We start from the raw sequence: 25,426 nt of genomic DNA, 5'->3' as shown, positions 1-25,426 counted from the left end.
TTTCAAAGCCCCATTCTTTTTCTAGCTAATTAGGAACATAAAAAGCAATTCCTTCATTTCTAAAACTGCCATTCCCTATGGTAGGTTGATTATCAGGCGTAAAATAATGATCACTACTTCTTGAATCATAATATACATAAACAGGAGTCCTTTCAGAACCTGAAGATGGATAAGCATGAAAAGCTATACCTTCATTTCTGAAGTTACCATCTCCAATAGTTGGCTTATTATCAGGTGTAAAATAATGATCGCTGGATCTCGAATTATAATATACATAGATAGGAACCGTTCCCGTGGCTGGTGCTGAAAAAGCATAAAAAGCTATTCCTTCATTTCTAAAACCACCATTACCTATAGTAGGCTGATTATTTGGTGTAAAGTAATGATCACTATTTCTTGAATCATAATATACATAAACCGGAACATCCCCTAATGCTTTTACTCCTTTATCTCTAAGATATTGATCAATGTATAATCTTACAGCCTCTTTTTTTGCAGGGTCACCAATCAGATCAGAAAGTGGAATAGCTCCGTCTCTTACAATCTCAATTAATGTCGCGTTTGCTGCAGTACAGGTGCTTTGCCAATTGCTAATATTCACTTTCGTAATAGGCTTATCCAGCTCAACTTCTCCTATTACCCCTTTAGTACCATCCCCGCCTACAGTACGGTAACTTAAAGTTTGGTTAGTATTAGTTTTAGCCAGACTTTCATCATAAGTAAAATCAGCACTTAATGAAAAAAACTTGATCAGTCCATGCGCAGCAGCTCCAGCTGTTGCCGCTTTCTTTTTGTCCGAGCTATTGGTTGTAGAGCGATAATTGATCTCAAGCTTTGCACCCAGAACGATATTACTCAATACATGAGTTCCATAAGCCACCACTAATTGCTGTGGAGTCATTGTATTGATATCGGATTTAAAAGCATCTGATAAATAGTTAGCTATAATCAGTTCTTTAGATGCATTGACCTTAACCGATCTTTGTTTATTAATCTGTGAGAGGTGAGCATAAGAATATTTACTGGATGCTTTCATAGAATCTTTATAAGATCCGTATACAGTTCCACCAAAAAGCTTAAAGTCAGTTGAAGCACTAAATTTGCCGGATAAGTCACGCGAGTAATCTTCTGAATTTGCACCGGATTCTATGGTAGTATACTGATCCGGGGCTAGACTATTTTCAACCCTGTCAGGCTGTTCAAGTTTTAATTTTGTAATATCAATAACTTTAAATCTTGCGGCACTTGCATTGCCATATTCACCTGTTGCATCATATCCGTAGCCCAATAAATCATAAAGGCCGTCTCCACCAGAGTTTACCTTATGAATATCTTCAGGATTTTCGGATACACTTTTTAGCTGATCTTTTTTACATCCGGCTATTGTACCCAATAATAGGAGAATGAATAGAGCGTAATTTTTTTTCATGTTTTTCTTAGGTTTAAATATTAATTCATATAATTCATATCGATCTAAATTATAAATTAATTATAAATAAAAAACACAAAAGTAATTTAAATAGAAAATAAAAATATTTAAAATACAACCATACAATTAAATAGCCTGACAAAAAGCACCAAAAAGCTCATACAGCTTTACCCTGGTCTCCATACTCCATTAAATTTCCCTATTGTTTTCTGGCCGGACTCTTGTACCAAATAATCCATATACTTATTTTTAGCAGAGAAATCTGCACAAAAACACCAGCATGAAAAAAACAATCTTATCACTAACCATCCTTGCGGGACTTTTTGCCGCCTGTCAGCAAAATAAAACTCCAGCGCAAAAAATAGATAGCCTGGCTACAACACCAGACACGAATACTTCTAAAGCGAAAGCCTGCTACGTCTATATTAAAGATAAAGACACCGTTTCTCTATCACTGATTACTGCAGGAAATGCAGTAGCAGGTAGTTTAAACTATAATTTTTATGAGAAAGATAAAAATGCCGGCACAATTGCAGGAATAATCAAAGGAGATACGATTATTGCAGATTATACTTTTCAATCTGAAGGATCAACCTCTTACAGACAAGTTGCATTTGTTAAAAAAGGAGATCAGTTGCTGGAAGGTTACGGCCCAACGCAGGAAGCGGATGGCAGAACAGTATTCACCAACTTAGCAGGCTTAAAATACGGGGATATTACCCTTTCACCAGTAAACTGTAAATAAGATCGTTTTGAATCCTTAAAAGGACTCAAAACGCTCCCAAAATCCGTCTACAGGAAGTTTGGCAAAGATATTTACCGGTTCTTTTTTAACCGGGTGAAGGAATTGCAATCTTCTGGCATGCAAACAAATACTTCCTTTACGGCTGCCACGAGGGTAGCCGTATTTATTGTCCCCAACAATCGGACAGCCTAAAGTAGAAAGCTGTACCCTGATTTGATGAGAGCGCCCTGTTAAAGGATCAACCTCAATCAGATAATATCCGCCCAGTTCACCAAGCAGCCTGTAGCTTAATTCAGCACGCTGACTTCCCGGAACTTCTGTATTGTGCGGCGTAACTACATTTGTTTTTGGATTTTTAACCAGCCAGTGTACCAGAGTTCCGGAAATATTGGCCGGACGATTGCGTACAACCGCCCAGTAAGTTTTCTTGACCTCCCTGTTTTTAAAAATGGCATTCATTCTTTCCAGTGCCTTACTTGTCTTTGCAAATAAGATTACCCCGCTTACCGGGCGGTCTAAACGATGTACCACCCCTAAAAATGCACTGTTTGGCTTATTATATTTTTTGGCGATGTACCTTTTTACCATATCTTCCAATGGCTCATCACGAGTTTCATCCACCTGAACAATATCACCTGCACGTTTACAAATTGCTATCAGGTGGTTATCTTCGAAAAGTACATCTTTATCAGTTACCGACATTTTTAGTATTGCTCTTTTTCATTTGGAAAGTCATTCGCTTTCACATCCTTAATATATGCTTTTGCAGCACCTAAAATTCCGTCATATAAATTAATATACTGACGTAAAAAGCGTGGTTTAAAGCCTTTGGTTAAACCGATCATATCGTTTACCACTAAAACCTGTCCATCACAATGCGGTCCTGCTCCTATTCCGATAACCGGGATATGAAGACTTTCAGACACTTCTTTAGCTAGCGCAGCAGGGATCTTTTCCAGTACAATTGCAAAACAACCTGCATCCTGTAAAGCCTTTGCATCAAGTTTCAGCTTTTCAGCTTCTTCCTCACCTTTAGCTCTTACCGTATAAGTTCCGAATTTATAGATCGACTGAGGAGTTAAACCTAAATGGCCCATTACAGGAATACCCGCAGTAATAATTCTGGAAATAGAGTCTACCACTTCAGTACCGCCTTCCAGTTTTACCCCGTGGGCACCTGATTCTTTCATGATCCTGATGGCAGAGCTTAAAGCCTCTTTAGAATTACCCTGGTAAGAACCGAAAGGAAGATCCACTACGACAAAAGCGCGTGTTGCACCTCTTACGACACCCTGAGCATGATAAATCATCTGATCCAGTGTAATCGGCAAAGTAGTTTCATGGCCCGCCATTACGTTTGAAGCTGAATCACCAACCAATAAAACATCAAGTCCTGCATCATCCAGAACCGTAGCCATGGAATAATCATATGCAGTTAACATCGATATTTTCTCACCACTCTGTTTCATCTCTTGCAGAATGTGGGTCGTAATACGCTTTACTTCTTTGTGTATAGACATAAATTTATGCTTTTAGGGGAGCAAAATTAGGGTATTCAATTGAGAAAATTACTCTAAAACCAATTATATAAGGGATATCTAACGTAACAATTCAATCCTGATAAAAAAAATATGGATTTAAAGATGAAAAAGCTATCTTTGTATCCCGAAATGAACGGGTTAAACAACAGCACATTTGTTAATCAATATAGCGACATCAAAACCGCAAATCTTCATTCATTAATCCCTTTTTTAAACTTTATTTTTCATTTTAATTACGATGACTAACTACACCAAGTTACCTGCTATCCTGTTATTGGCTGACGGTACTGTTTACCACGGTAAAGCTGCCGGAAAGATTGGTACAACAACAGGAGAGATTTGTTTCAACACAGGAATGACGGGTTATCAGGAAATTTTCACTGACCCATCTTATTTTGGACAAATCATGGTCACTACGAATGCCCATATTGGTAATTATGGAATTCATAAAGAAGAAATCGAATCTGATTCGATTAAGATTGCAGGTCTGGTTTGCAAGAATTACAACATCGGCTATAGCCGTAAAGAAGCAAATGAATCTATACAGGACTATTTCCAGGATGAAAACATCGTTGGAATCTCTGATATCGATACCCGTGCTTTAGTAAGGAAAATCAGAGATCAGGGAGCAATGAATGCGATTATCTCTTCTGAAATCACTGACATCGAAGAACTGAAAGCTAAATTAGCACAAGTACCTTCCATGGACGGATTAGAACTGTCTTCACAGGTTTCTACCAAAGAACCCTATTTCTACGGTTCACCAGATGCGACTTATAAAGTAGCTACACTGGATTTTGGAATCAAGAAAAACACTTTACGTAACTTTGACGAAAGAGATTTATATGTTCAGGTTTTCCCTGCAAAAACTACTTTTGAAGAAATGGACAAATGGGGAGCTGATGCTTACTTTGTGTCTAACGGCCCTGGCGATCCATCGGCAATGCCTTACGCTATTGAAACTGTGAAACAAATCCTGGCTTCAGACAAACCACTTTTCGGTATCTGTTTAGGGCACCAGTTATTAGCACAAGCTAACGGAATTGGTACCATGAAAATGTTTAACGGTCACAGGGGATTAAATCACCCGGTAAAAAATATTATTAAAAACCACTGCGAAGTAACCTCTCAAAATCATGGTTTCGGTGTAATCCCGGAAGAAGTGAGAAGTTCTGACAAAGTGGAAATTACACATATCAACTTAAATGACCAGTCGATCGAAGGAATTCGTGTGAAAGGCAAAAAAGCATTCTCGGTACAGTACCACCCCGAATCTTCACCTGGCCCGCATGATTCACGTTATCTGTTTGATGACTTTGTGAAGCTAATCAAAGGCGAATTAAGCTGGTAGACTGGTAATCACCGGTTCTAACTATCATTTTACCGACATTTTAAGAAAGGATTGAGTCACATCAATCCTTTTTACATTAAACCTTATTACATTTATCTCATGGATAAAACGAATACCATTATCAGTGTCCGTAATCTGGTAAAAAAATATGCTGACTTCACAGCAGTCAAAGGGATTAGTTTCGACGTCTATGAAAATGAGATTTTCGGACTGCTTGGCCCTAACGGTGCAGGAAAAACGACTACATTAGAAATTATCGAAACGCTTCGGGAAAAAACTTCCGGAGAAATCACAGTAGATGGATTTTCTGTGGATAAGGATGCCAATGAGATCAAAAGAATCATTGGTGTACAATTACAGGCTGCGGGTTATTATCCTAACCTGAATCTGGTGGAACTTATGGAACTTTTTGCTGGTCTGTATGGCGTAAACATCAAACCCATGGAGATGCTGGAGAAAGTAAATCTTCAGGATAAAGCGAAAGCAAAATTCAAAGCGCTTTCCGGTGGACAGAAACAACGCTTTTCTATCGCTACTACTTTACTGAATTCTCCAAAGATTATTTTCCTGGATGAGCCGACAACCGGACTGGATCCTCAGGCACGCCGTAATTTATGGGATCTGATTATTGATATCAGGAACAATGGAACTACCGTAGTGCTCACCACCCACTATATGGACGAAGCAGAACAACTTTGTGACCGTGTAGCTTTTGTAGAGCATGGAGAAATCATTGCGCTTGATACTCCGGATAACCTGATTGATCAGTTAATCAGCAGCGGATTCGAAAGAAAAAAAGAAGTTAAAAAAGCTAACCTCGAAGATGTATTTATCAATCTTACAGGCCAGGAATGGCGTGAAGGCTAAATGAGCTCAAAAATGAACAAACCATACAACAATACTAAAGCGACGCTGGCCCTTGCCAAAGCAAGTTTCAGATCGATTACCCGCAGCCCTTCGGCTGTAGTTTTCACTCTGGCCTTCCCACTGATTTTTATCCTGGTATTTGGATTTCTTGGTGGCGGAGGGGTTAAATTAGACCTTGCCATAGCGCCAGGGTCGGATATGCAAAATCCGGTGATTATCGCCCTGCAGCATACTTCTGTAATCCATCTGATTACTGACAAAAGCGAAGTGGAGCTTCAGCAGCGGTTAGAAAAAGGGACGATTGCCGGTGTAATTGATGTCCATAAAAACGTTGTGGAGCAACCTGCTTATTTAGCAAACGTAAAATATACTTCTGCATCGATGGATAAAGGAAATATACTGAAGTCGATATTGAATAACCTGATGTATACTTTAAATACGAAAGATTTGAAGCCATCGGTCGCAGAGCTGAAAGAAAGTACTGTTCACGGCAGAACTTACCGCACCATAGACTTTATTCTGCCAGGGCAGCTTGGCTTCTCTTTATTGAGCACAGGCGTTTTCGGAACAGCTTTCGTTTTCTTCAGCCTGAGACAAACCCTGGTGATTAAACGTTTTTTTGCCACTCCGGTAAAAAGATCGAGCATTATCCTGGGTGAAGGACTTGCCAGAATAGGCTTTGCTTTAATTGGTGCGTTATTTATCATTCTGATCGGCCATTTCTTTTTCCATTTTACGCTCATCCATGGGGTCACGACTGTGATTAATATGCTGCTCCTTTCCACTATCGGTGTCATTGTGTTTATGGGCTTCGGTTTTGTCGTTTCTGGTATCGCAAAAAGTGAAAGTACGATCCCTCCTATCTCAAATATTATTACCTTACCACAATTTTTATTATCTGGTACGTTCTTCTCTATAGAGAATTTCCCAAACTGGCTGCAACCAATTAGCAGGGCCTTACCGCTCACCTATTTAAACGATGCAATGAGACAGGTTGCTTTTGAAGGTGCCGGACTATGGGATGTGAAACAACAGATTTTAATCATGGTGATCTGGGGAATAGGAATATACGCGGTAGCGGTGAAAGTATTCAAGTGGGAATAAAATTATAGGAAAATCAATCCTGATAATTTATAATTTTATTTTAACTTTGATCATCACCTGGTAATTGTATTATTTACACTAAGGAGATAAAAACACTTAAAACAACTAAAATGAGTTTAATTATTGATGTTCATGCAAGGCAAATCCTCGATTCTAGAGGTAACCCTACTGTTGAAGTAGAAGTAATCACTGAAAATGGCCAAATGGGCCGTGCTGCTGTACCATCTGGTGCAAGTACTGGTAAACACGAGGCTGTTGAGCTAAGAGACGGAGATAAGAAAGTTTACATGGGCAAAGGTGTATTAAAAGCCGTTGAGAATGTGAACAAGAAAATAGCTAAAGAACTTCAGGGTATCGATGTTTTTGAGCAAAATCTGATTGACAAGGCGATGATCGACCTTGATGGTTCAGAAAACAAAGGAAATTTAGGAGCTAATGCAATCTTAGGTGTTTCTTTAGCAGTAGCTAAAGCAGCAGCGGCAGAAAGCAGACAGCCATTATACCGTTATATCGGTGGTGTAAATGCAAATACATTACCTATTCCAATGATGAACATCTTAAACGGTGGTGCACATGCGGATAACAAAATCGACTTCCAGGAGTTCATGATTATGCCATTGGGAGCCCGCAGTTTCTCTGAAGCATTACAAATGGGAACGCAGGTATTTCACCACCTGAAAGACGTATTAAAGAAAAAAGGTTATTCAACAAATGTTGGTGATGAAGGTGGTTTTGCACCAAACATCGGTTCAAACGTTGAGGCAATTGAAACTGTTTTAACAGCGATTGAAACTGCTGGTTTCACTCCTGGTAAAGATATCTGGATTGCTATGGATGCAGCTGCATCTGAAATGTACGATTCAAAAACTAAAACTTACAACTTCCATAAATCATCTGGTGAGAAATTAACTTCTGACGAAATGGTTAAGTATTGGGTAGATTGGGCTAACAAATACCCAATTATCTCTATTGAAGATGGTTTAGATGAAGATGACTGGAATGCATGGGAAGCTTTAACTTTAGCTATCGGTAACAAAGTACAGTTAGTAGGTGATGATTTGTTTGTAACTAACGTTAAACGTTTACAACAAGGAATCGATAAAAGCATCGCAAACTCTATCCTGGTTAAAGTAAACCAGATTGGTACCTTAACTGAAACTATCAACGCAGTATCATTGGCACAAAACAGTGGTTACACGTCGGTAATGAGTCACCGTTCAGGAGAAACTGAAGATACAACTATCGCTGACTTAGCAGTTGCTTTAAACTGTGGTCAGATCAAAACTGGTTCAGCTTCACGTTCTGACAGGATAGCTAAATACAACCAATTATTACGTATTGAAGAAGAATTAGGTTCTGCTGCACGTTTTATTGGTAAAGATTTCAAATTCTTGAAAAAATAAACTGGGTTTCCGGTTTTCAGTATAAAAAGCATAGTCGGAAACGGCTATGCTTTTTCATTTTATAATTTATATCTTTGTTTATATGAACAGATTACTGGAAATCTTTCGCAACAAGTACTTTCTCTCTACCGCAGCATTCGCAGTGTGGATGTTATTCTTTGATAAGAATGATATGCTCTCTCAATACGAGTACCGCACAGAAGTACACAAGTTACAGGAAGAAAAAGATTTCTATGAAAAGCAAACTGCCCAGGTGAAAAAAGATCTGAACGAACTAAACACCAACCTGAACACTGCCGAAAAATTTGCGAGAGAGAAATACTTCATGAAAAAAGACAATGAAGATGTTTTTGTGATCATTAAAGCAACCCCTAAAGACTAATAGCCAAATCTTGGCAGTGAAAGCTTATATCGGACTACCACTATCCTGAGTGCAAAGATAAATCCGATGACCAGTACTTTTGCCACATCAGCTTTCAGGTTAAAAAACAATAAAGTAAAATATAAGATCCCACCCAGAATACAGGCCGTAGCATAAATCTCTTTTTTAAAGATTAAAGGAATAGTATTGAGTAAAGTATCCCTGATTACTCCGCCAAAACAACCCGTAATTGTACCCAGGGCAATACAAATCCCCGGGCTCAAACCAAAGGCTATCCCCTTTTGAATTCCAAGAATAGTAAATAACCCCAGCCCCATCGAGTCAAATAGAAACAGCGTCACAGTAAACCGTTTTCGATGTCTTTTCAAAACTATGGTTAGTAGTGACGTGACCAGGATCAGCAAACAGTAATTTACATCTCTCATCCATTTAACCGGGGTATCGCCCAAAAGTAAATCCCTGACCGTACCACCACCAATAGAAGTTACAAAAGCAATAATCAATACCCCAAAAGGATCAAGGCGCCGCTGTATAGCAGCAAACGAACCAGAGATCGCAAAAGCGATGGTTCCTAAAATTTCTATAACCTGAGAGGTAGTGAATTCCATAAATTAACCTTTATTACAGCGCCGAATTTCTTTTCCGTATAAACCATTCTATGCTGAGCATGACCATAATCAGCACAAATAAGCTTTTTAAATTAATCAGTTCCTCATACTTACGGTCTTCATAACTCAGCGTTTTCAACTGGTTACTTTGAATCAGGTCATCCTTAATTTTTAAAAGCTGGTCTGGAAGATACAATTTTCCATTGGTCTGGGCAGCTAACTGATACAATAATTGATGATTTGCAAGAGTCTGCTGAAATTCGGCAGTTAAAGTGTTCACGAAAAAGGAACCTTTATCCTGGTAATGCTGATTACCCAATTTTGTACTGGCGGTATAACTGTAATTACCCGGAGGCAATACACCGGCATCCAGCTGATAAGAGGATTCATATCTGGAAAAAGTAAAATTATAAGTCTTGCCTTTTTCATCCTTTAATAACAAATTGACATCAGGTGTATTCACTGGCTGATAACTATCATTATATAACAACGCATTCAGCAATACCTGATCATTCTCTTCAAAAGTATTTTTAACCGGCCTGACTTTGAATTTTCTTTTATCATCCTTCACAGAAAGATATTGCACGACCTTACCCATCAGGTCATTGAATACCGGGGTCTGCGGGTTTTCACGGGCTTCTGACAGCTTCCACTTCCATAACCCTTCTCCAATCAGATAACCCACTTTACGACCGTTATCATTCATGAAAAATAATTGCGGACGATCAGTTTTCGCTTTTCCATTCCGCTGATCCAGCACAACCTGCTGCGTTCCTAAAATCTTAAACACACCAGACGGTGACTGTAAAGGATCAAAATTTTCAATGACTTTACGCGAAACAGGATCTAAATCAAAAACAGAAAGGTTTTGATCGATAGCACTATATTGATATTGAGGGATGGAATTTCCAGCAAAACTCACCTGCTGCTGTACCTGATTAAACCTGCCCGGATTACTTTGCATCCCCACTATATACCATAGCGGAACTTTCTCCGTCTTTATTTTCGCCAGAAAGCTGCCAGCATCAAATTGATTATCCGGCAATTGATAAAGAATGATCAATCCATAGACTTTCGGATCAATTTTCAGCAGCGCATCATTCAGGACCACCGAAACCTCATGATGCTTATTTAAGCCGATCGCCTGCTTTAAAGCTGCCAGATCCGGATGCGGGCCTGCCGCAGCAATCAATATCTTTTGACGCTCATCAATTACATCTACTAAAGTTTGATAAACATTATTTTTCGTGGAAATCTCCTTATCGACAGGGGCTAATGAAATGGTATATTTATGCTGGCCAATTTTTGAAGCCTTTAAATTAACCGGAATGTTTTTCAAAAATTGAGCTGAGGTCACCTGAACAGCTTTCTCGTATACTTTTTTCCCGTCTTCCAGCACCGTTAGCTGAATTGGAACCTCATCACATTGAAATGCCTGTACCTGTATTTCCATCCTGAAATTATTATCCAGGTAAACCAGGTCATTGACATTAACAGCACTGATCAATATATCTTTTTTAGGAATAGTATCTCCCAAAGCGATGGTATAAACCGGAGCTTTCAGCAAAGCCAGTTCCTGTGCCGGGTTACCCCCGCGATTAAAAATCCCATCAGTAGCTATAATCACCGCTCCAACGTTTTTATTGAGCAGTTCATCATTGAGTTTACTAATCAACTGTGCAACGTTAGTAAGTTTACCTTTATAGCTAAAATCAAGCCCGCTAACCACACGATCATTAAAACTATAGGTTCTTACCTCATATTTCTCTGAAAGTTCAGCCTGAAGCTGCTGAAGCGACTTTCGATATTTGATACTATCAAATCCTGCCGGTTTAAAAGCAGCAATAGATGCTGAGTTATCCTGTGCAATGACTACAATAGGTTTCTCCAGTGTATAACTCGTCTGTTTAAGCAATGGGGAAAACACCAGCCATAAGATCAAAGTAAGCGTTACCGTCCTGATGACTGCTAAACCAGTGTTGACCGGACGGGTTAAATTCGAATTCTTCCCATAAAGCAGCCATGCGAAAAACAGACCAGCTGCCAGACAGCCAGTAAATGCAAGGAAGCTATAGAAATTGAAAGTGTCGCTCATAGATCAGCCTAAAGATGCTGATTTTTTAAAAACTGACTGCATAATTCTTAGAAAAATCAGATTTAACTACTTGTTTTATGATGTTTTTACCCATAAAAAAAGGGCAAAAACCCTTCTTTTAACAGAAACATTTTTACCCCCTCTAAATAAAATTTAATGGATTAGCTGACGCTTATAACATACCACCGCAAACAGACAATACCTGTCCGGTTACATAAGCACTCATATCAGAAGCAAGAAATACGCATACATTCGCTACATCCTCAGGTTCACCTGCACGCTTCAGCGGAATACCTTCTTCCCAGCCTTTAACAACTTTAGGATCTAATACATCGGTCATCTCTGTACGGATAAATCCTGGAGCAACTACATTGGTACGGATATTTCTGGAGCCTAATTCTTTAGCCACTGATTTAGAGAAACCAATAATACCAGCTTTAGAAGCTGCATAATTAGCCTGACCAGCATTTCCCTGAACACCTACTACTGAGCTCAGGTTAATAAAAGATCCTTTACGGGCCTTCATCATCACTTTTGATGCTGCTTTAGTTACGTTGAACACAGATTTCAGGTTTACATTAATTACGTCATCCCAGTTCTCTTCGCTCATGCGCATTAACAAACCATCTTTAGTAATCCCTGCATTGTTAACAACGATGTCAATGGTACCAAATTCAGCAACGATATCACTAATTAGTTTTTCCGCTTCATCAAATTTAGACGCATCAGAACGGTATCCTTTAATTTTAGTACCGAAAGATTGGAGTTCCTGCTCTAATGCTTCTCCTTTTTCTACTGAAGACAGATAAGTGAAAGCAACATTCGCACCCTGTTCAGCAAATTTCTCCGCTATTTTGCGGCCTATTCCTTTTGAAGCACCAGTAATTAATGCTGTTTTTCCTTCTAATAGTTTCATCTTGTTGTATATTGTTTTTTTGTGAGATGGAGCCTTTGATGATCAAAATAATTATTTCCCTGCGGGTTTAATAATTATTTTAATCATGTCGGGTTCATTTAGTGGTTGTATGTTTTTTATAATGGTTATTTCTAGTTCAAATCTGCAAAGCTTATTTGAATTTAAGCTTTTTAAACTGCCGGTTCCTGCTGACTTAAGCAATGGAAACTACCCAGTCCCCAGATAATATCTGTAGAATCAATTCCAACTACTTTGCGGTCAGGAAAAGCGCCTCTGATAATACCCAGTGCAATCTCATCATTCACATCCCTGAAAGTAGGTACGATTACCGCAGCATTTGCAATGTAAAAATTAGCATAGGAAGCAGGTAAACGCGTATCCTCATGGATAACTGGTGATGGCATGGGCAGCTGGATGATATTTAAAGGCTCACCATTCAATAAACGCATCGTCTTCAGCTCTTCCAGATTTTCCTTTAAAAGGATATAATTCTCATCTAATGGATTTGATTCCACGACAGTTAATACCGTATTCGCATTCACAAAACGGGTAATATCATCAATGTGGCCATCTGTATCATCGCCTACAATACCATCTCCAACCCATAAAATCTGTTCTGCACCATAACATTCTTTCAGATACTCTTCAATCTGCTGTTGATTCAAATGCGGATTTCTGTTTGGATTTAACAAACAAGCTCTGGAAGTTAAAATTGTTCCTGCACCGTTAAACTCTACAGATCCGCCTTCCATTACAATACCCGGATTAAATACCGGCAAACTGAAATGATCTGCAATACGGGTAGGTATAACGTCATCTAACTCATACGGAGGATACTTTCCACCCCATGCATTATAACCCCAGTCAATTACTACTTTTTGCTGCGCTGCTTTTGGATTCAATAAGAAAGCAGGGCCATGATCACGGCACCAGGCATCATTGCTCGGATTAAAATAAAATTCTATCTGCGTCAAATCAGCACCCGCTTCCTGCAATTTTGAAATTGCGAAAGCTTTAGTTGCTTCATCGTTTACATTGATTCTTACTTTTTCTCCCTGAGCTACGATTTTGATAAACTCACAGTACGGTGCGTAAATCATATCAATTTTACCCGGCCATGAAGCTTCTTTATGCGGCCACGTTAACCAGGTAGCTTCATGTTTAGCCCATTCAGCAGGAAAGCTATACCCGGCTTTCTTCGGAGAGTTATCAAATAGACTCGTCATCTATATATCTTTTGGTAATTGGTGAATAAGTATCAATTCTTCTGTCACGTAAAAATGGCCAGTGCGTTCTGTAACGGTCAGATTTGGACAAGTCAAGTTCTACCACTTTCAGTTCTTCCTGATCGTGTGTAGCCTGATATAAAAGAGAACCGAAAGGATTGGACACAAATGACCCTCCCCAGAAAGAAACACCAGCTTCTTCACCAACACGGTTGATACTGACTACAGGTACACCATTTGCAATAGCGTGTGAACGCTGAATGGTCTGCCATGCATTGTATTGTTCTTTATTCGTTTCCTCATCCTGTGTAGTTGCCCACCCTATTGCAGTGGGGTAAACTAAGAAATCAGCACCCATTAAAGCAGTGATTCTTGCAGCTTCAGGATACCACTGATCCCAGCAGATCAGGACCCCAATTTTCGCATATTTGGTTTTGAATACTTTATAACCTAAATCACCAGGGGTGAAATAGAATTTCTCATAAAATCCAGGATCATCCGGGATATGCATTTTACGATATTTACCTAAATAGGAACCATCTGCATCCAGAACAGCAGTAGTATTATGATATAAACCTTCTGCTCTTTTTTCAAACAGAGAAGCAACAATGACTACATTTAATTCTTTGGCAACGGCCGATAAAACATCGGTAGACGGGCCAGGGATAGTTTCTGCTAATTTGAAGTTCTCATACTCTTCAACATCACAGAAATATAGTGAGGTAAAAAGCTCCTGCAAGCAAACCACCTGGGCGCCCTGAGCCGCTACTTCACGGATCTTTGCAATTGCTTTATCTAAATTTTCTTGTTTGCTACTGGTGCAGGTCATCTGCACCAATCCAACTTGTACTTTAGCCATTCTTTGAATTTTTGTGACTACAAAGTTAGCAGAAAAAAAATTCTGTACTTCATTATTCTGAAAAGCGTATCTCAGCTAAGATTAAAGGGTGAAAATCAGAATTTTATCAGTGTTTCCGGCTTATAATAATATTGATAAAAAAGCAGATAAGAAATAATCAGACTTACAGCAAAAGATAATCTGGGCATACCGAACATAATGATATAAAATGAGAATATAAATAGTCCGAATACCCATAACAGGTATCTGTACATTCTTAAGCCTATCAAATGTAAAATACTCCGGAAAAGCAACGCTGTGCTTAATCCTGACAACAACATTTCAACTGCTGTTAAAAAAGGAAAATGAGAGAAACACCAGATACACTCCGGCAGCATAATTAAGAAATAGATCAAAGAGAAGTTAAAAAACAAATTGAACCTGCTGTAAGGAAGGTTCCTCGCAAAACTGAGATAAGTTTCTTTAAAACGATGTTCCTGATAAATCAGTACGCTATGTAAAGTAACAATGGAGAGTATAATAATATAGGGTACACGCAAGTCTTGTTTGTTGGCTGCAAAAATGTAAAGTACTCCGGTCATCACTAACAGTGAGGCAATTTTAGTGAGCAGGTAAATCAGCTTTGTCCGGTCAAATAGATGATACATAAACAAGCTTGAAAAAGGTTTGCTGATTCCGCTGCTCAGTCTGAACAGTAAAGAAGTTTTCCTGGTTTTGCTCATGCGGTTAACCAGGTATACGTAAAGCAATGCACTGACCGAGGCCATGAACAGAATATAGAGGAGTGTAATTGCAGGGATTACATTTGCGTCATAGATTACCCCTAAAATGGTAGCAAAAAGCCAGTAGCCTAAAAATGGCAGAGAGATCACCAGCTGTACACAAAACCAGCTTTTGAACTGTTCAAACTTACTGAAGGAAGTAATCCCGTAAAATAAGAACTGATTATTTTCCAGTTGTAATTGTGCAGCTACGTATTGCCAGCTCTTCATAGAATAGATCAGCCAGCAGGCGAAAACCAGCATCATCATCACGGGAGTAATAATGAAAGTCATCATTAACATCAAATGATAAAATACAGACTCTTCCATTTGATAAACACCAGCCGTATTGATAAAAAAACAATAACTGATAAGCGTGACGAAAAGGAAAAGCAACAGCCCTGATTGTTCCCTGTAAAAACGGTAGGCAAATATTTTAAGCAATACCTGTGTAAGTGATCCGGACATCTTATAAGGGCGTTAAATGCTGATTTTCAATTAAGATCTTTTGGATTAAAGGTAATACTGTACTTTCAAATGGCTGATGAGATGCCAGCAGGAAACTCGTTTTCTCCTTTTCATGTTTTTCTGCGATCCACCGGTAAAGGATCTCCAGTGATTCCACATCAACAGTAATTAAGGGTTCATCCAGTAAAATAATTTCCGGTTTGCCTAAAAAAGCAAGAACAAGGGATAGTTTTTTCAGCATACCACTGGAATAGGTTCCCAAAGGCCGGTTGATATAGGAAGTCATTTTCATACTTTCTATATAATAAGCTGATTGCTGCAGATCTCCGCCCTTTGCCGCTGAAAACAGGCTGACCATTTCTTTGCCGGTTAAGAACTCAGGAAAAATGGGTTCTGCTTCTGCAAAATTAACCAGTTTACGAAAAGCAAGAGTCTGCTTTTTTACACTGACCGGAACTGGATTAACCAGATTACCTGCAGGAGATTTCAGAATAATATCACCCTTAAAATCAAGGATACCTGCAATTGTTTTCAGCAACGTACTTTTCCCGGAACCATTTGCCCCTTTGATCCAGTAGATACCCTGATCAATACTATAGTCATCTATTTTTAAAGCCGGGAAGTTATGATATGATTTTTGATAATTTACGAAGCTGAGCATATCCAGTCTTTAGGATAGTAGGACGGCAATCAACTGCTATTGTTACGATTAAAAGAAAGCTAATAAAAGAAAGCTAACGATTTTTTTAAGAAGCAACGTTTGAATTCAGGGAATCCCTGTACTCCTGCTGTAATTCAAACAGGCATTTAGCACAGAGACAACTATCATAATGCTCACTAATATACTGCACTTCATTCAGGTCAAGATACACCACACTGCACTGACATTTAGTGTAAGAGTTAGCCTTGCACTCAATAGGCACACCGCAACGCTCGCATGGTATAATTTCGTGTTTAGCCATTAAAAAGGGTCTTATACAACAAAAGTACGGTAATTTGACTTACCGTACTTTATGCCTTTCATTTTATGAGATTTAGATTATCCTGAGCAGCTGATACAGCCTTCTTCCATAGAACAAACCGGGCCATCAGTGATTTCTTCAACCACTTGCTCAATATGTTCCGGAATTACAGGTTCCATATTTTTACCAGCCTGGTTTTCTACAGTGAATTTCACTGCTTGTGACGCAGCCTGAGTACGCAAATAATACATTCCTGTTTTCAAACCTTTCTTCCAGGCATAGAAATGCATCGAAGTCAATTTAGAAGTATTAGGTGCGTTGATAAACAAGTTAAGGGATTGCGACTGGCAGATATAAGCACCACGATCAGCAGCCATATCAATGATACTGCGCATTTTAATTTCCCAAACTGTTTTATACAATTCTTTGATATAATCAGGTATTTCAGCAATGTCCTGAATAGAACCGTTAGCTAAAATAATTCTGTCTTTCATTGCCGGGGTCCATAAACCTAAAGCAACTAAATCTTTCAATAAGTGTTTGTTAACTACGATGAACTCACCGCTCAATACACGTCTTGTATAGATGTTTGAAGTATAAGGCTCAAAACATTCATTGTTACCTAAAATCTGAGAAGTCGAAGCTGTAGGCATTGGCGCAACCAATAAAGAGTTACGCACACCATCTTTAACTACTTTTTTACGCAATGATTCCCAGTCCCAGCGGTTACTCGATGGCGTTACGTTCCAAAGATCAAACTGGAATTTACCTTTTGATAAAGGAGAGCCTTTAAAAGTTTCATAAGCTCCGTCTTTAACAGCAAGATCATGCGAAGCAGTCATTGCAGCAAAGTAAATAGTTTCAAAAATTTCTTTGTTCAGTTCTCTTGCGGCTTCACTTTCGAAAGGTAAACGCATTAAGATAAATGCATCTGCAAGCCCTTGTACACCTAAACCAACTGGTCTGTGGCGCATATTAGAGTTTCTTGCTTCTTCTACCGGATAAAAGTTATAATCAATGATCTTATTCAGGTTTAAAGTAGCCTGATAAGTTACATCATATAATTTCTGGTGGTCAAATTCTCCATTGATTACATATCTTGGTAAGGCCAGTGAAGCTAAATTACATACTGCAACTTCATCTTTAGAGGTATACTCGATGATCTCTGTACACAAGTTAGAACTTTTGATAGTTCCTAAATTCTGCTGATTAGATTTACCGTTTGCGGCATCTTTGTACAACAAGTATGGTGTACCGGTTTCAATTTGTGAATCCAGGATAGCGAACCATAATTCCTGTGCTTTGATTGTTTTACGCGCACGGCCTTCTTTTTCATAACGTGTATATAACGCGTTAAATTCTTCTCCCCAGCAATCTGCAAGCCCTGGTGCTTCATGTGGACAGAAAAGGCTCCATTCGCCATTTTCTTCAACACGCTGCATAAATAAATCGCAAACCCAAAGTGCATAGAACAGATCACGTGCACGCATTTCTTCTTTACCGTGATTTTTACGCAAATCAAGGAAAGCGAATACGTCAGCATGCCATGGCTCTAAATAGATTGCGAAAGCACCTTTACGTTTGCCTCCACCCTGATCTACATAACGTGCAGTATCATTGAATACTTTTAACATCGGTACGATACCATTACTGGTTCCGTTTGTTCCGCTGATATAAGAACCAGTTGCCCTTACATTATGAATACTCAAGCCAATACCACCTGCACTTTGTGAGATTTTAGCGGTTTGTTTTAAAGTATCATAAATTCCCTCGATACTATCATCCTGCATAGATAATAAGAAGCAAGATGACATTTGAGGCTTTGGAGTTGCTGCATTAAACAAGGTTGGTGTAGCATGGGTAAACCAACGCTCACTCATCAGGTTATAAGTAGCAATTACACTATCAATATCACCTTTGTGAATTCCCACAGAAACACGCATAAATAAGTGCTGCGGACGTTCTACAATTTCACCATTAATTTTTAACAGGTACGATTTTTCAAGGGTCTTGAAACCAAAGTAATCGAAACCAAAGTCACGGTCATAGATGATTGTGCTGTCTAATAAGTCAGCATTTTCCTGAATAACTTCCCAAACATCTTCAGCGATTAAAGAAGCTGATTTTTCAGTTTTAGGATCTATATATCTATATAACATCTCCATCGTCTTTGAAAACGACTTCGTAGTATTCTTATGTAAATTTGACACGGCTATTCTAGAAGCTAATAAAGCATAGTCCGGGTGTTTTGTGGTTAAAGAGGCAGCAGTCTCAGCAGCAAGATTATCTAATTCTGAGGTTGTAACACCGTCATACAATCCTTCAATTACTTTCTTGGCTACATCTATAGGATCAACAAGTTCCACATTAAAGCCATAACATAACTTTTCGATCCGGGCAGTGATCTTATCAAACCGCACTGCTTCTTTGCGACCATCTCTTTTTTCTACAAACATATTTTTTTAGGTTTTATGCTGCTTATTCTCGTTGTTCAAAGCAATTCCGAACATAGGCAACAGTTTATATTCTTTTATTAAAAATCATCATCCAGAGAAAAAGCCGAAGCTTTGTCTTCTGAAGACGTCAACACACCACTTTTCTGGTAATCCCCAACACGTTTCTCAAAGAAATTGGTTTTTCCCTGCAGGGAGATCATCTCCATGAAGTCAAACGGATTAGTAGCGTTATATATTTTGTCATATCCCAGTTCGCTTGACCACCTGTCGGCCACAAATTCGATATACTGAGACATTAGTTTGGCATTCATACCGATCAGTGCAACTGGCAGTGCATCTGTCACAAATTCTTTTTCTATTTCAACGGCATCTTTGATGATACCATGAACTGCTTCCTGAGAAAGTTTATTCTTCAGCATTTTGTAAAGCAGGCAGGCAAATTCACAGTGCATACCTTCGTCTCTTGAGATCAGCTCATTGCTGAAAGTCAGACCTGGCATTAAACCACGTTTCTTCAACCAGAAAATTGAACAGAAACTTCCGCTGAAGAAAATTCCTTCTACAGCTGCAAAAGCTACCAGACGTTCAGCGAAGTTTCCTCCGTCGATCCAGCGTAATGCCCATTCTGCTTTTCTCTTTACGCAAGGTACAGTGTCAATAGCGTGGAACAGTCTGTCTTTTTCTGCTTCATCCTTGATATAAGTATCAATTAATAAGGCGTAAGTTTCAGAGTGGATGTTTTCCATCATAATCTGGAAACCATAAAAGCAACGTGCCTCTGGTAACTGGACTTCACTCATAAAGTTGACTGCAAGGTTCTCATTCACAATTCCGTCACTGGCCGAGAAAAATGCCAGGATATGAGAGATGAAGTGGCGCTCTCCATCATTAAGATTATCCCAGTGTTTCTGATCATCAGACAGATCAATCTCTTCGGCCGTCCAAAAACTAGCTTCACTCTTTTTGTACATTTCCCAGATTGCCGGATATTTAATCGGCAAAAGTACAAAGCGATCTTTGTTCTCTTTCAGTAATACTTCTTCTTCCATGGGTATATTATAAGGGTAATAAACGATTGTCAATAGGTATTAGTCCTCTTCAATAGTCTTTTCAGCAGACCGGCTTCAATAATTCAAAAGTTTTACCTAAAATCAGGTCTAATATTTAAGCATAAAATATTAATTACTAAACCTTTATCTAACAAATTATTGATAATAATGTCAGAATTTTTGTTCAAACAAATATAAACTTTGAGGCTTTTAAACGTTAACAATAGTTCTTAACAAGAGGGCGTAGTTATCCACACTGCGGAACAAAAATTACAGTTAATTTACTTTGTAAAGTTGTTATTGTTTTCTGTTGTTATCAAAGAGACCAGGAAAAACTGTTGATAACATTTGCAATTCTGACTATTGCGACCTGATATTCAGGATTTAAGAGGATTTATCGTAGCTGATTTTCACTTTGGACTGTCCTTTTCTAAAAAAACCGAGGTCTTTGGCAGCTTGTTCTGAAACATCAATAATATATCTTTTTGTAAAAGGGCCTCTGTCATTGATTTCCACGTCTACTGATTTTCCTGTCTCAACGTTGGTGACCGTGACGATCGTACCAAAGGGAAGTGAGCGGTGAGCGGCTGTTAATTTACTTCGCCGGTATTTGGCTCCGCTGGTGGTTCTTTTACCTTCAAACTTCCTGTGATAATAGGTTGCCATTCCTGTTTTTATTAGCGTTGAACCGTCTAAAGCTGTACTGTCCAGCACTGTAGTATCTCCCTGTGCGTCAACTTGCAAGAACAAGAATATACTCAATAAAAGCAAACAATATCTCATATTTAATTTTGTTGGTGAACGTTCAAAGGTAAGTAAAAAAAGTACATACCACCAAACTAAAAATGCCCAATGAGCTGATCATCGGGCATTTACGTAAATCAAAACGTGTATTTTCAGGGTTTAAACACCTTTAAAAGCTATTTATCAGGAACAAAATTCATTGAAATTGAGTTTACACAGTTTCTTGTATTTTTTGCGGTAAATCCTTCGCCCAGGAACACGTGTCCAAGGTGTGCTTTACAGTTTGCACACACGATTTCCGTACGCGATCCATCAGCGTCAGGAATCCTGATTACTGCACCTTTAATCTCGTCATCAAAGCTCGGCCAGCCGCATGAGGATTCAAATTTTGATTCCGAACGGTAAAGGGCTGCGTTGCAACGTTTGCAGGTATAGGTACCTTTTGCTGTATTTTTCAATAACGTTCCAGTTCCTGGATATTCTGTGCCTTTATGCACAATTACATCTTCTTCTTCGGCGGTTAATTTATTCCATTCCATTTTTCCGGTGGTTTTTGAAGGTGATTCTTTTTGTTGTTTCTGCGCACAGGCCATTAAGCTGCAAATGCAAACAAGCCCGGCTATTAATATCGATTTACTGATGATCGTTTTCATACTTTATATACGGTTAACGGGCACCTTCAGTTTTTAGCACAAGAATAATATAAGCTGACAAATATGTGATAAAAAAAAAGAGGTTCGTTTTGACACGAACCTCTTTTATATAAATTTAAGAAGGATTATTTCTTCAATAATTCTGCCATAGCTTCACCGATTTCAGCAGGACTTTCTACTACACGGATTCCGCATTCTGCCATAATTTTCATTTTAGCAGCAGCAGTATCATCAACACCACCAACAATAGCACCAGCGTGACCCATTTTACGTCCCGCAGGAGCAGTTTGGCCAGCGATAAATCCTACTACTGGTTTTGTACCATGTTCTTTGATCCAAAGCGCAGCTTCAGCTTCCATACCACCACCAATTTCACCGATCATGATGATACCTTCAGTTTCAGGATCATTCATTAACAATTCAACAGCTTCTTTAGTAGTTGTACCGATAATTGGATCTCCTCCAATACCGATTGCTGTAGTGATACCTAAACCTGCTTTCACTACCTGGTCAACTGCTTCATAAGTTAATGTCCCTGATTTAGAAACAACACCTACTGTACCTTTTTTGAAGATAAAACCTGGCATGATACCAACTTTAGCTTCATCAGCAGTAATAACACCCGGACAGTTAGGACCGATTAAACGGCAATCCCTTCCAGTAATATATTCTTTGACCTGAATCATATCCTTTGTAGGGATACCTTCAGTAATACATACAATAACTTTTATTCCAGCTTCAGCAGCTTCCATAATGGCATCTGCAGCAAATGCAGGTGGAACAAAAATAATAGATACATTAGCTCCAGCTTGATCAACCGCATCTTTAACCGTGTTAAAAACCGGTCTGTCTAAATGAGTTTGTCCGCCTTTACCAGGTGTAACCCCGCCAACTACGTCAGTTCCGTATTCTATCATTTGTGAAGCATGGTAAGTACCTTCATTTCCGGTAAAACCTTGTACAATTACTTTTGAATCTTTATTTACTAAAACACTCATGTATCTATAATTTTTTATGCAAATCTAAGATTATTGAATGGAATGGCAAATGCATTTGGAATTATAATGAAAAGAAAGTGTTGGGGAGAGTGCGTGAGAGGGGAAACAATAAAAACCGACAACGTATTTTCCGCCTTACGTTCCCCGAAGAGGGGATCCGAGGCCGGGAAACACGTTGTCGGTTTTTATTGTTTTTCTCACTTAACTGTAAGGGGGGGGGTGGATTGTTGTTGCAAAAATAATTGAGTTAGCTGGTCAGTTGCTTAATGAAGACAGACCTGTTGGATTGCCGTCAGGATTGCGATTGCTATCAGGATTGCTATTACTGTTATTTGCCTGATCGTTCCCTACCCGTTAGCAATAACTTTTCTTCCCAATTCTGGTTCCAAAGAAAAACGTCTTTTATATCCCTGTAATCATAAAACACTTTATCTTTTCTGTCTGTTAGAAACAACTTTTTCTTCCCAATCCTGGTTCCAAAGAAAAACGTCTTTTATATCCCTGTAATCATAAAACACTTCATCTTTTCTGTCTGTTTATGGCTGTTCAGCTATATTTCCGGACTATTGAGGCACTGGTCTGCATTGTTTTAACGCAAGTTTTAAACTGGTCACTGGCTATATTCTCCAGCGGCTTAATACGCACTTCAAGCGTAGTTGATACGGGTCGAAGCGTTTCAACCCCGTATCAACTACGCTTGAAGTACGTATCAAACTGTAACCAGACACTGCCAAAAACCTTGTTGTAATTTAATTGTATTATAATCGAACCAAGAGTCTGTCAGGCTAGTTTATGAATTTATTATAGGTCTGAAAACCAGATATATAATCATATTTATTAAACAAAAACCTGCTTTTTCCTTATTAAAACAATTGCCTTGCCATCAAATAGGAACACCAACAAAGAATGGAGCGCCGTAAGGGGTAGACAATCACTATCTTAAAAAAAGGGAAAGGCATATTCCTTGCCTTCGCTATAATTCATAGCGGCAGCAAGGAATATGCCTTTCCCTTTTTTTAAGATCCGTTGGAAAACCCTTATTTAGCGATACCAACGGAGTGAAACTGCAAATCGTACAGCCTTTTGTAATACCCGTCAAGTTTCAGCAATTCCTGGTGATTACCAATTTCTTTAATCTCTCCCTTATCCAATACTATAATCTGATCAGCCTTTTGTATAGTTGATAAGCGGTGTGCGATCACAATAGAAGTACGGCCTTTCATCAATTTATCAATCGCAGTCTGAATCAGCATTTCGGTTTCTGTATCTACAGATGAAGTAGCTTCATCGAGCACAAGAATAGAAGGATTATAAACCAATGCCCTGATGAACGAAATCAGCTGTGCTTGTCCGGCAGAAAGTGTGGCCCCGCGTTCCATTACATTATACTGGTAGCCTCCGGGTAGTCTTTCAATGAAGTCATGTGCACCTACTTTTTGAGCCGCATCAACCACTTCCTCCATAGTTATGGCAGGGTTATTCAGCGTGATATTATTGAAAATTGTATCGGAGAACAGGAAAACGTCCTGTAGTACGGTAGCGATATTATTCCTCAGGTAGTTTAACTCGTAGTCATTAATACTTATCCCATCAACTTTGATTTCGCCTTTCTGGATCTCATAAAAGCGGTTCAGGATATTGATTGTAGACGATTTACCTGCACCAGTTGCACCAACCATCGCCACAGTCTGCCCTGCCTTGACTTCAAAGGAGATATCTTTTAAGACGTAATTTTCATCATTATAAGCAAACCAGACTTTGTCGAATTTAATGTTACCGGCCATTTTCTCAGGTTGATAAGTACCATTGTTTGTGGTCAGTTCTTTAGTATCTAACACTTTAAATACACGTTCTGCCCCTACCATTCCCATTTGCAGGGTATTGAATTTATCAGCAAGTTCGCGAATTGGCCTGAATAGCATACTGATATACAGGATAAACTCTGCGATTGTACCTGGCGTAACATCAAGAGGTTTGGCCAGAATGCTTTTTGCCCCATACCAGACCAAAAGGCCTAGTGACATCGCTGAGATAATTTCTACAACCGGGAAAAAGATGGAGTAATACCAGTTGGAACGAATGTTTGCATCACGGTAGCGTGCATTGATTTTTTTGAATTTACGGAATTCCTGGTCTTCTCTGGCAAAATATTGAATGATAGAAATACCAGTAATATGCTCTTGCAGGTAGGTATTTAAATTGGATACTTCAGTTCTGATTTCCTGAAAGGCCGATTTGATAGATTTCTGAAATACAGAAGTCGCCATAATCAGCAGGGGCATCGGTAAAAGTACAATCACGGTTAATTCCCAGTCTGCATAAAACATGACAGCAATAATGGCAATGACCTGAAGGATATCACCAATGATTACAATCAGGCCCTCTGAGAAAATATCAGAGATAGTTTCCAGATCTGAAACTGTACGGGTTATCAATTGTCCGATCGGTGTCTTATCAAAGTATTGCAGCCTGAGTTTAGTGATATGATTGAATACGTTGATTCTCAGGTCACGGATAGCCGATTGCCCAAGGGTATTGGTTAACAGGGTATGGCTGTATTGAATGACACTTTGTACAACCAGCAAAAAGAGCATGAGCATGGTCATCATCACCAGGCCGTTGTGCTCCCCTTTTAAAATATAGTTATCCAGGGTGTATTTGATCAGAAAAGGTCTTACTGGTGCAATTAATGCGAGTAGTATCGTTAAAATAACTGACCAGATAAATATGCTGCGGTAGGGTTTGACGTATTGAAAAACTCTTCTCAATAAGCCCACGTTTAACGCATCACCTGTAATTTTCGACATAA

The 25,426-nt window shown here is 38.9% G+C and carries 23 protein-coding genes; 6 read left to right on the top strand and 17 right to left on the bottom strand.

The genetic code is table 11. The annotated features are described in order from the left end of the window. Positions 1–25: 25 nt before the first annotated feature. On the bottom strand, positions 26–1,429 hold the full coding sequence (locus AB3G38_RS19940; protein WP_367865500.1) for an MAC/perforin domain-containing protein: 1,404 nt from the start codon (positions 1,427–1,429) through the stop codon (positions 26–28). A 280-nt stretch (positions 1,430–1,709) separates the two neighbouring features. On the opposite strand from AB3G38_RS19940, the gene AB3G38_RS19935 reads away from it, so the two are divergent. Beyond that, positions 1,710–2,174 carry a hypothetical protein gene (locus AB3G38_RS19935; RefSeq protein ID WP_367865499.1) on the top strand — a complete coding sequence of 155 codons (465 nt, stop codon included), beginning with the start codon at positions 1,710–1,712 and terminating at the stop codon, positions 2,172–2,174. A 15-nt stretch (positions 2,175–2,189) separates the two neighbouring features. Here AB3G38_RS19935 and AB3G38_RS19930 read toward each other — a convergent pair whose 3' ends face one another. Both AB3G38_RS19930 and panB read right to left on the bottom strand, forming a co-directional pair. Further along, complete coding sequence (locus AB3G38_RS19930) at positions 2,190–2,876, bottom strand: RluA family pseudouridine synthase (RefSeq protein WP_068403383.1); 687 nt, start codon at positions 2,874–2,876, stop codon at positions 2,190–2,192. A 2-nt stretch (positions 2,877–2,878) separates the two neighbouring features. Next, positions 2,879–3,694 carry a 3-methyl-2-oxobutanoate hydroxymethyltransferase gene (gene panB, locus AB3G38_RS19925; protein WP_183865880.1) on the bottom strand — a complete coding sequence of 272 codons (816 nt, stop codon included), beginning with the start codon at positions 3,692–3,694 and terminating at the stop codon, positions 2,879–2,881. 259 nt (positions 3,695–3,953) lie between these two features. Here panB and carA point away from each other — a divergent pair, with 259 nt between their 5' ends. The 5 genes from carA to AB3G38_RS19900 all read left to right on the top strand — a co-directional run bounded on the left by carA (position 3,954) and on the right by AB3G38_RS19900 (position 8,822). Further along, positions 3,954–5,066: a glutamine-hydrolyzing carbamoyl-phosphate synthase small subunit gene (gene carA / locus AB3G38_RS19920; protein WP_183865881.1), complete on the top strand. Its 1,113-nt coding sequence runs from the start codon at positions 3,954–3,956 to the stop codon at positions 5,064–5,066. A 99-nt stretch (positions 5,067–5,165) separates the two neighbouring features. Further along, positions 5,166–5,933 (top strand): ABC transporter ATP-binding protein, encoded by a 768-nt coding sequence (locus AB3G38_RS19915; protein WP_367865498.1) that lies wholly within the window; start codon positions 5,166–5,168, stop codon positions 5,931–5,933. Between the two features lie 12 nt (positions 5,934–5,945). Beyond that, positions 5,946–7,037: an ABC transporter permease gene (locus tag AB3G38_RS19910; RefSeq protein WP_367865497.1), complete on the top strand. Its 1,092-nt coding sequence runs from the start codon at positions 5,946–5,948 to the stop codon at positions 7,035–7,037. Positions 7,038–7,147: 110 nt separating this feature from the next. Next, positions 7,148–8,440: a phosphopyruvate hydratase gene (gene eno / locus AB3G38_RS19905; RefSeq protein ID WP_183865884.1), complete on the top strand. Its 1,293-nt coding sequence runs from the start codon at positions 7,148–7,150 to the stop codon at positions 8,438–8,440. Positions 8,441–8,522: 82 nt separating this feature from the next. Continuing rightward, entirely contained in the window at positions 8,523–8,822 is a 300-nt protein-coding gene (locus AB3G38_RS19900; RefSeq protein WP_183865886.1) for a septum formation initiator family protein, read from the top strand. On the opposite strand, the gene AB3G38_RS19895 is transcribed toward AB3G38_RS19900, so the two are convergent. From AB3G38_RS19895 to AB3G38_RS19830, 14 genes are all read right to left on the bottom strand, one after another. Continuing rightward, on the bottom strand, positions 8,819–9,430 hold the full coding sequence (locus tag AB3G38_RS19895; protein ID WP_367865496.1) for a trimeric intracellular cation channel family protein: 612 nt from the start codon (positions 9,428–9,430) through the stop codon (positions 8,819–8,821). The genes AB3G38_RS19900 and AB3G38_RS19895 overlap by 4 nt on opposite strands. A 13-nt stretch (positions 9,431–9,443) precedes the next feature. After that, positions 9,444–11,525 carry a hypothetical protein gene (locus AB3G38_RS19890; RefSeq protein ID WP_367865495.1) on the bottom strand — a complete coding sequence of 694 codons (2,082 nt, stop codon included), beginning with the start codon at positions 11,523–11,525 and terminating at the stop codon, positions 9,444–9,446. Between the two features lie 172 nt (positions 11,526–11,697). Beyond that, entirely contained in the window at positions 11,698–12,441 is a 744-nt protein-coding gene (gene fabG / locus AB3G38_RS19885) for a 3-oxoacyl-[acyl-carrier-protein] reductase (protein WP_183865888.1), read from the bottom strand. 170 nt (positions 12,442–12,611) lie between these two features. Further along, a complete protein-coding gene (locus AB3G38_RS19880) occupies positions 12,612–13,667 on the bottom strand; it encodes an agmatine/peptidylarginine deiminase (protein WP_367865494.1) in 1,056 nt (351 codons plus the stop codon). Continuing rightward, positions 13,651–14,526 (bottom strand): carbon-nitrogen hydrolase, encoded by an 876-nt coding sequence (locus AB3G38_RS19875; protein ID WP_183865890.1) that lies wholly within the window; start codon positions 14,524–14,526, stop codon positions 13,651–13,653. Before AB3G38_RS19875 ends, AB3G38_RS19880 begins: the two co-directional genes overlap by 17 nt. A 95-nt stretch (positions 14,527–14,621) precedes the next feature. Further along, entirely contained in the window at positions 14,622–15,755 is a 1,134-nt protein-coding gene (locus AB3G38_RS19870; protein ID WP_367865493.1) for a hypothetical protein, read from the bottom strand. A 1-nt stretch (position 15,756) separates the two neighbouring features. Beyond that, entirely contained in the window at positions 15,757–16,416 is a 660-nt protein-coding gene (locus AB3G38_RS19865; RefSeq protein WP_367865492.1) for an AAA family ATPase, read from the bottom strand. An 85-nt stretch (positions 16,417–16,501) separates the two neighbouring features. After that, positions 16,502–16,717 carry a cysteine-rich CWC family protein gene (locus tag AB3G38_RS19860; protein ID WP_367865491.1) on the bottom strand — a complete coding sequence of 72 codons (216 nt, stop codon included), beginning with the start codon at positions 16,715–16,717 and terminating at the stop codon, positions 16,502–16,504. Positions 16,718–16,794: 77 nt separating this feature from the next. Then, positions 16,795–19,173, bottom strand: coding sequence for a ribonucleoside-diphosphate reductase subunit alpha (locus AB3G38_RS19855; RefSeq protein ID WP_367865490.1), 2,379 nt, complete (start codon positions 19,171–19,173; stop codon positions 16,795–16,797). 77 nt (positions 19,174–19,250) lie between these two features. Beyond that, positions 19,251–20,222 carry a ribonucleoside-diphosphate reductase small subunit gene (locus AB3G38_RS19850; RefSeq protein WP_221270555.1) on the bottom strand — a complete coding sequence of 324 codons (972 nt, stop codon included), beginning with the start codon at positions 20,220–20,222 and terminating at the stop codon, positions 19,251–19,253. Between the two features lie 384 nt (positions 20,223–20,606). Further along, the gene (locus AB3G38_RS19845; RefSeq protein ID WP_367865489.1) at positions 20,607–21,005 is read right to left on the bottom strand and encodes a septal ring lytic transglycosylase RlpA family protein; all 399 of its coding nucleotides are present in this window, start codon (positions 21,003–21,005) and stop codon (positions 20,607–20,609) included. 137 nt (positions 21,006–21,142) lie between these two features. Continuing rightward, on the bottom strand, positions 21,143–21,619 hold the full coding sequence (locus tag AB3G38_RS19840) for a methionine-R-sulfoxide reductase (protein ID WP_183865896.1): 477 nt from the start codon (positions 21,617–21,619) through the stop codon (positions 21,143–21,145). A 125-nt stretch (positions 21,620–21,744) separates the two neighbouring features. Next, positions 21,745–22,617 (bottom strand): succinate--CoA ligase subunit alpha, encoded by an 873-nt coding sequence (sucD, locus tag AB3G38_RS19835; protein WP_068403412.1) that lies wholly within the window; start codon positions 22,615–22,617, stop codon positions 21,745–21,747. Positions 22,618–23,654: 1,037 nt separating this feature from the next. Beyond that, positions 23,655–25,424, bottom strand: a complete 1,770-nt coding sequence (locus AB3G38_RS19830; RefSeq protein ID WP_367865488.1) for an ABC transporter ATP-binding protein — start codon at positions 25,422–25,424, stop codon at positions 23,655–23,657. Between the last annotated feature and the right edge of the window lie 2 nt (positions 25,425–25,426).

The sequence above is a fragment of the Pedobacter sp. WC2423 genome, assembly GCF_040822065.1.
Taxonomy (GTDB): domain Bacteria; phylum Bacteroidota; class Bacteroidia; order Sphingobacteriales; family Sphingobacteriaceae; genus Pedobacter.
Note: the sequence above shows the minus strand (reverse complement) of the source record. Positions and strands in the feature narration are given on the sequence as shown.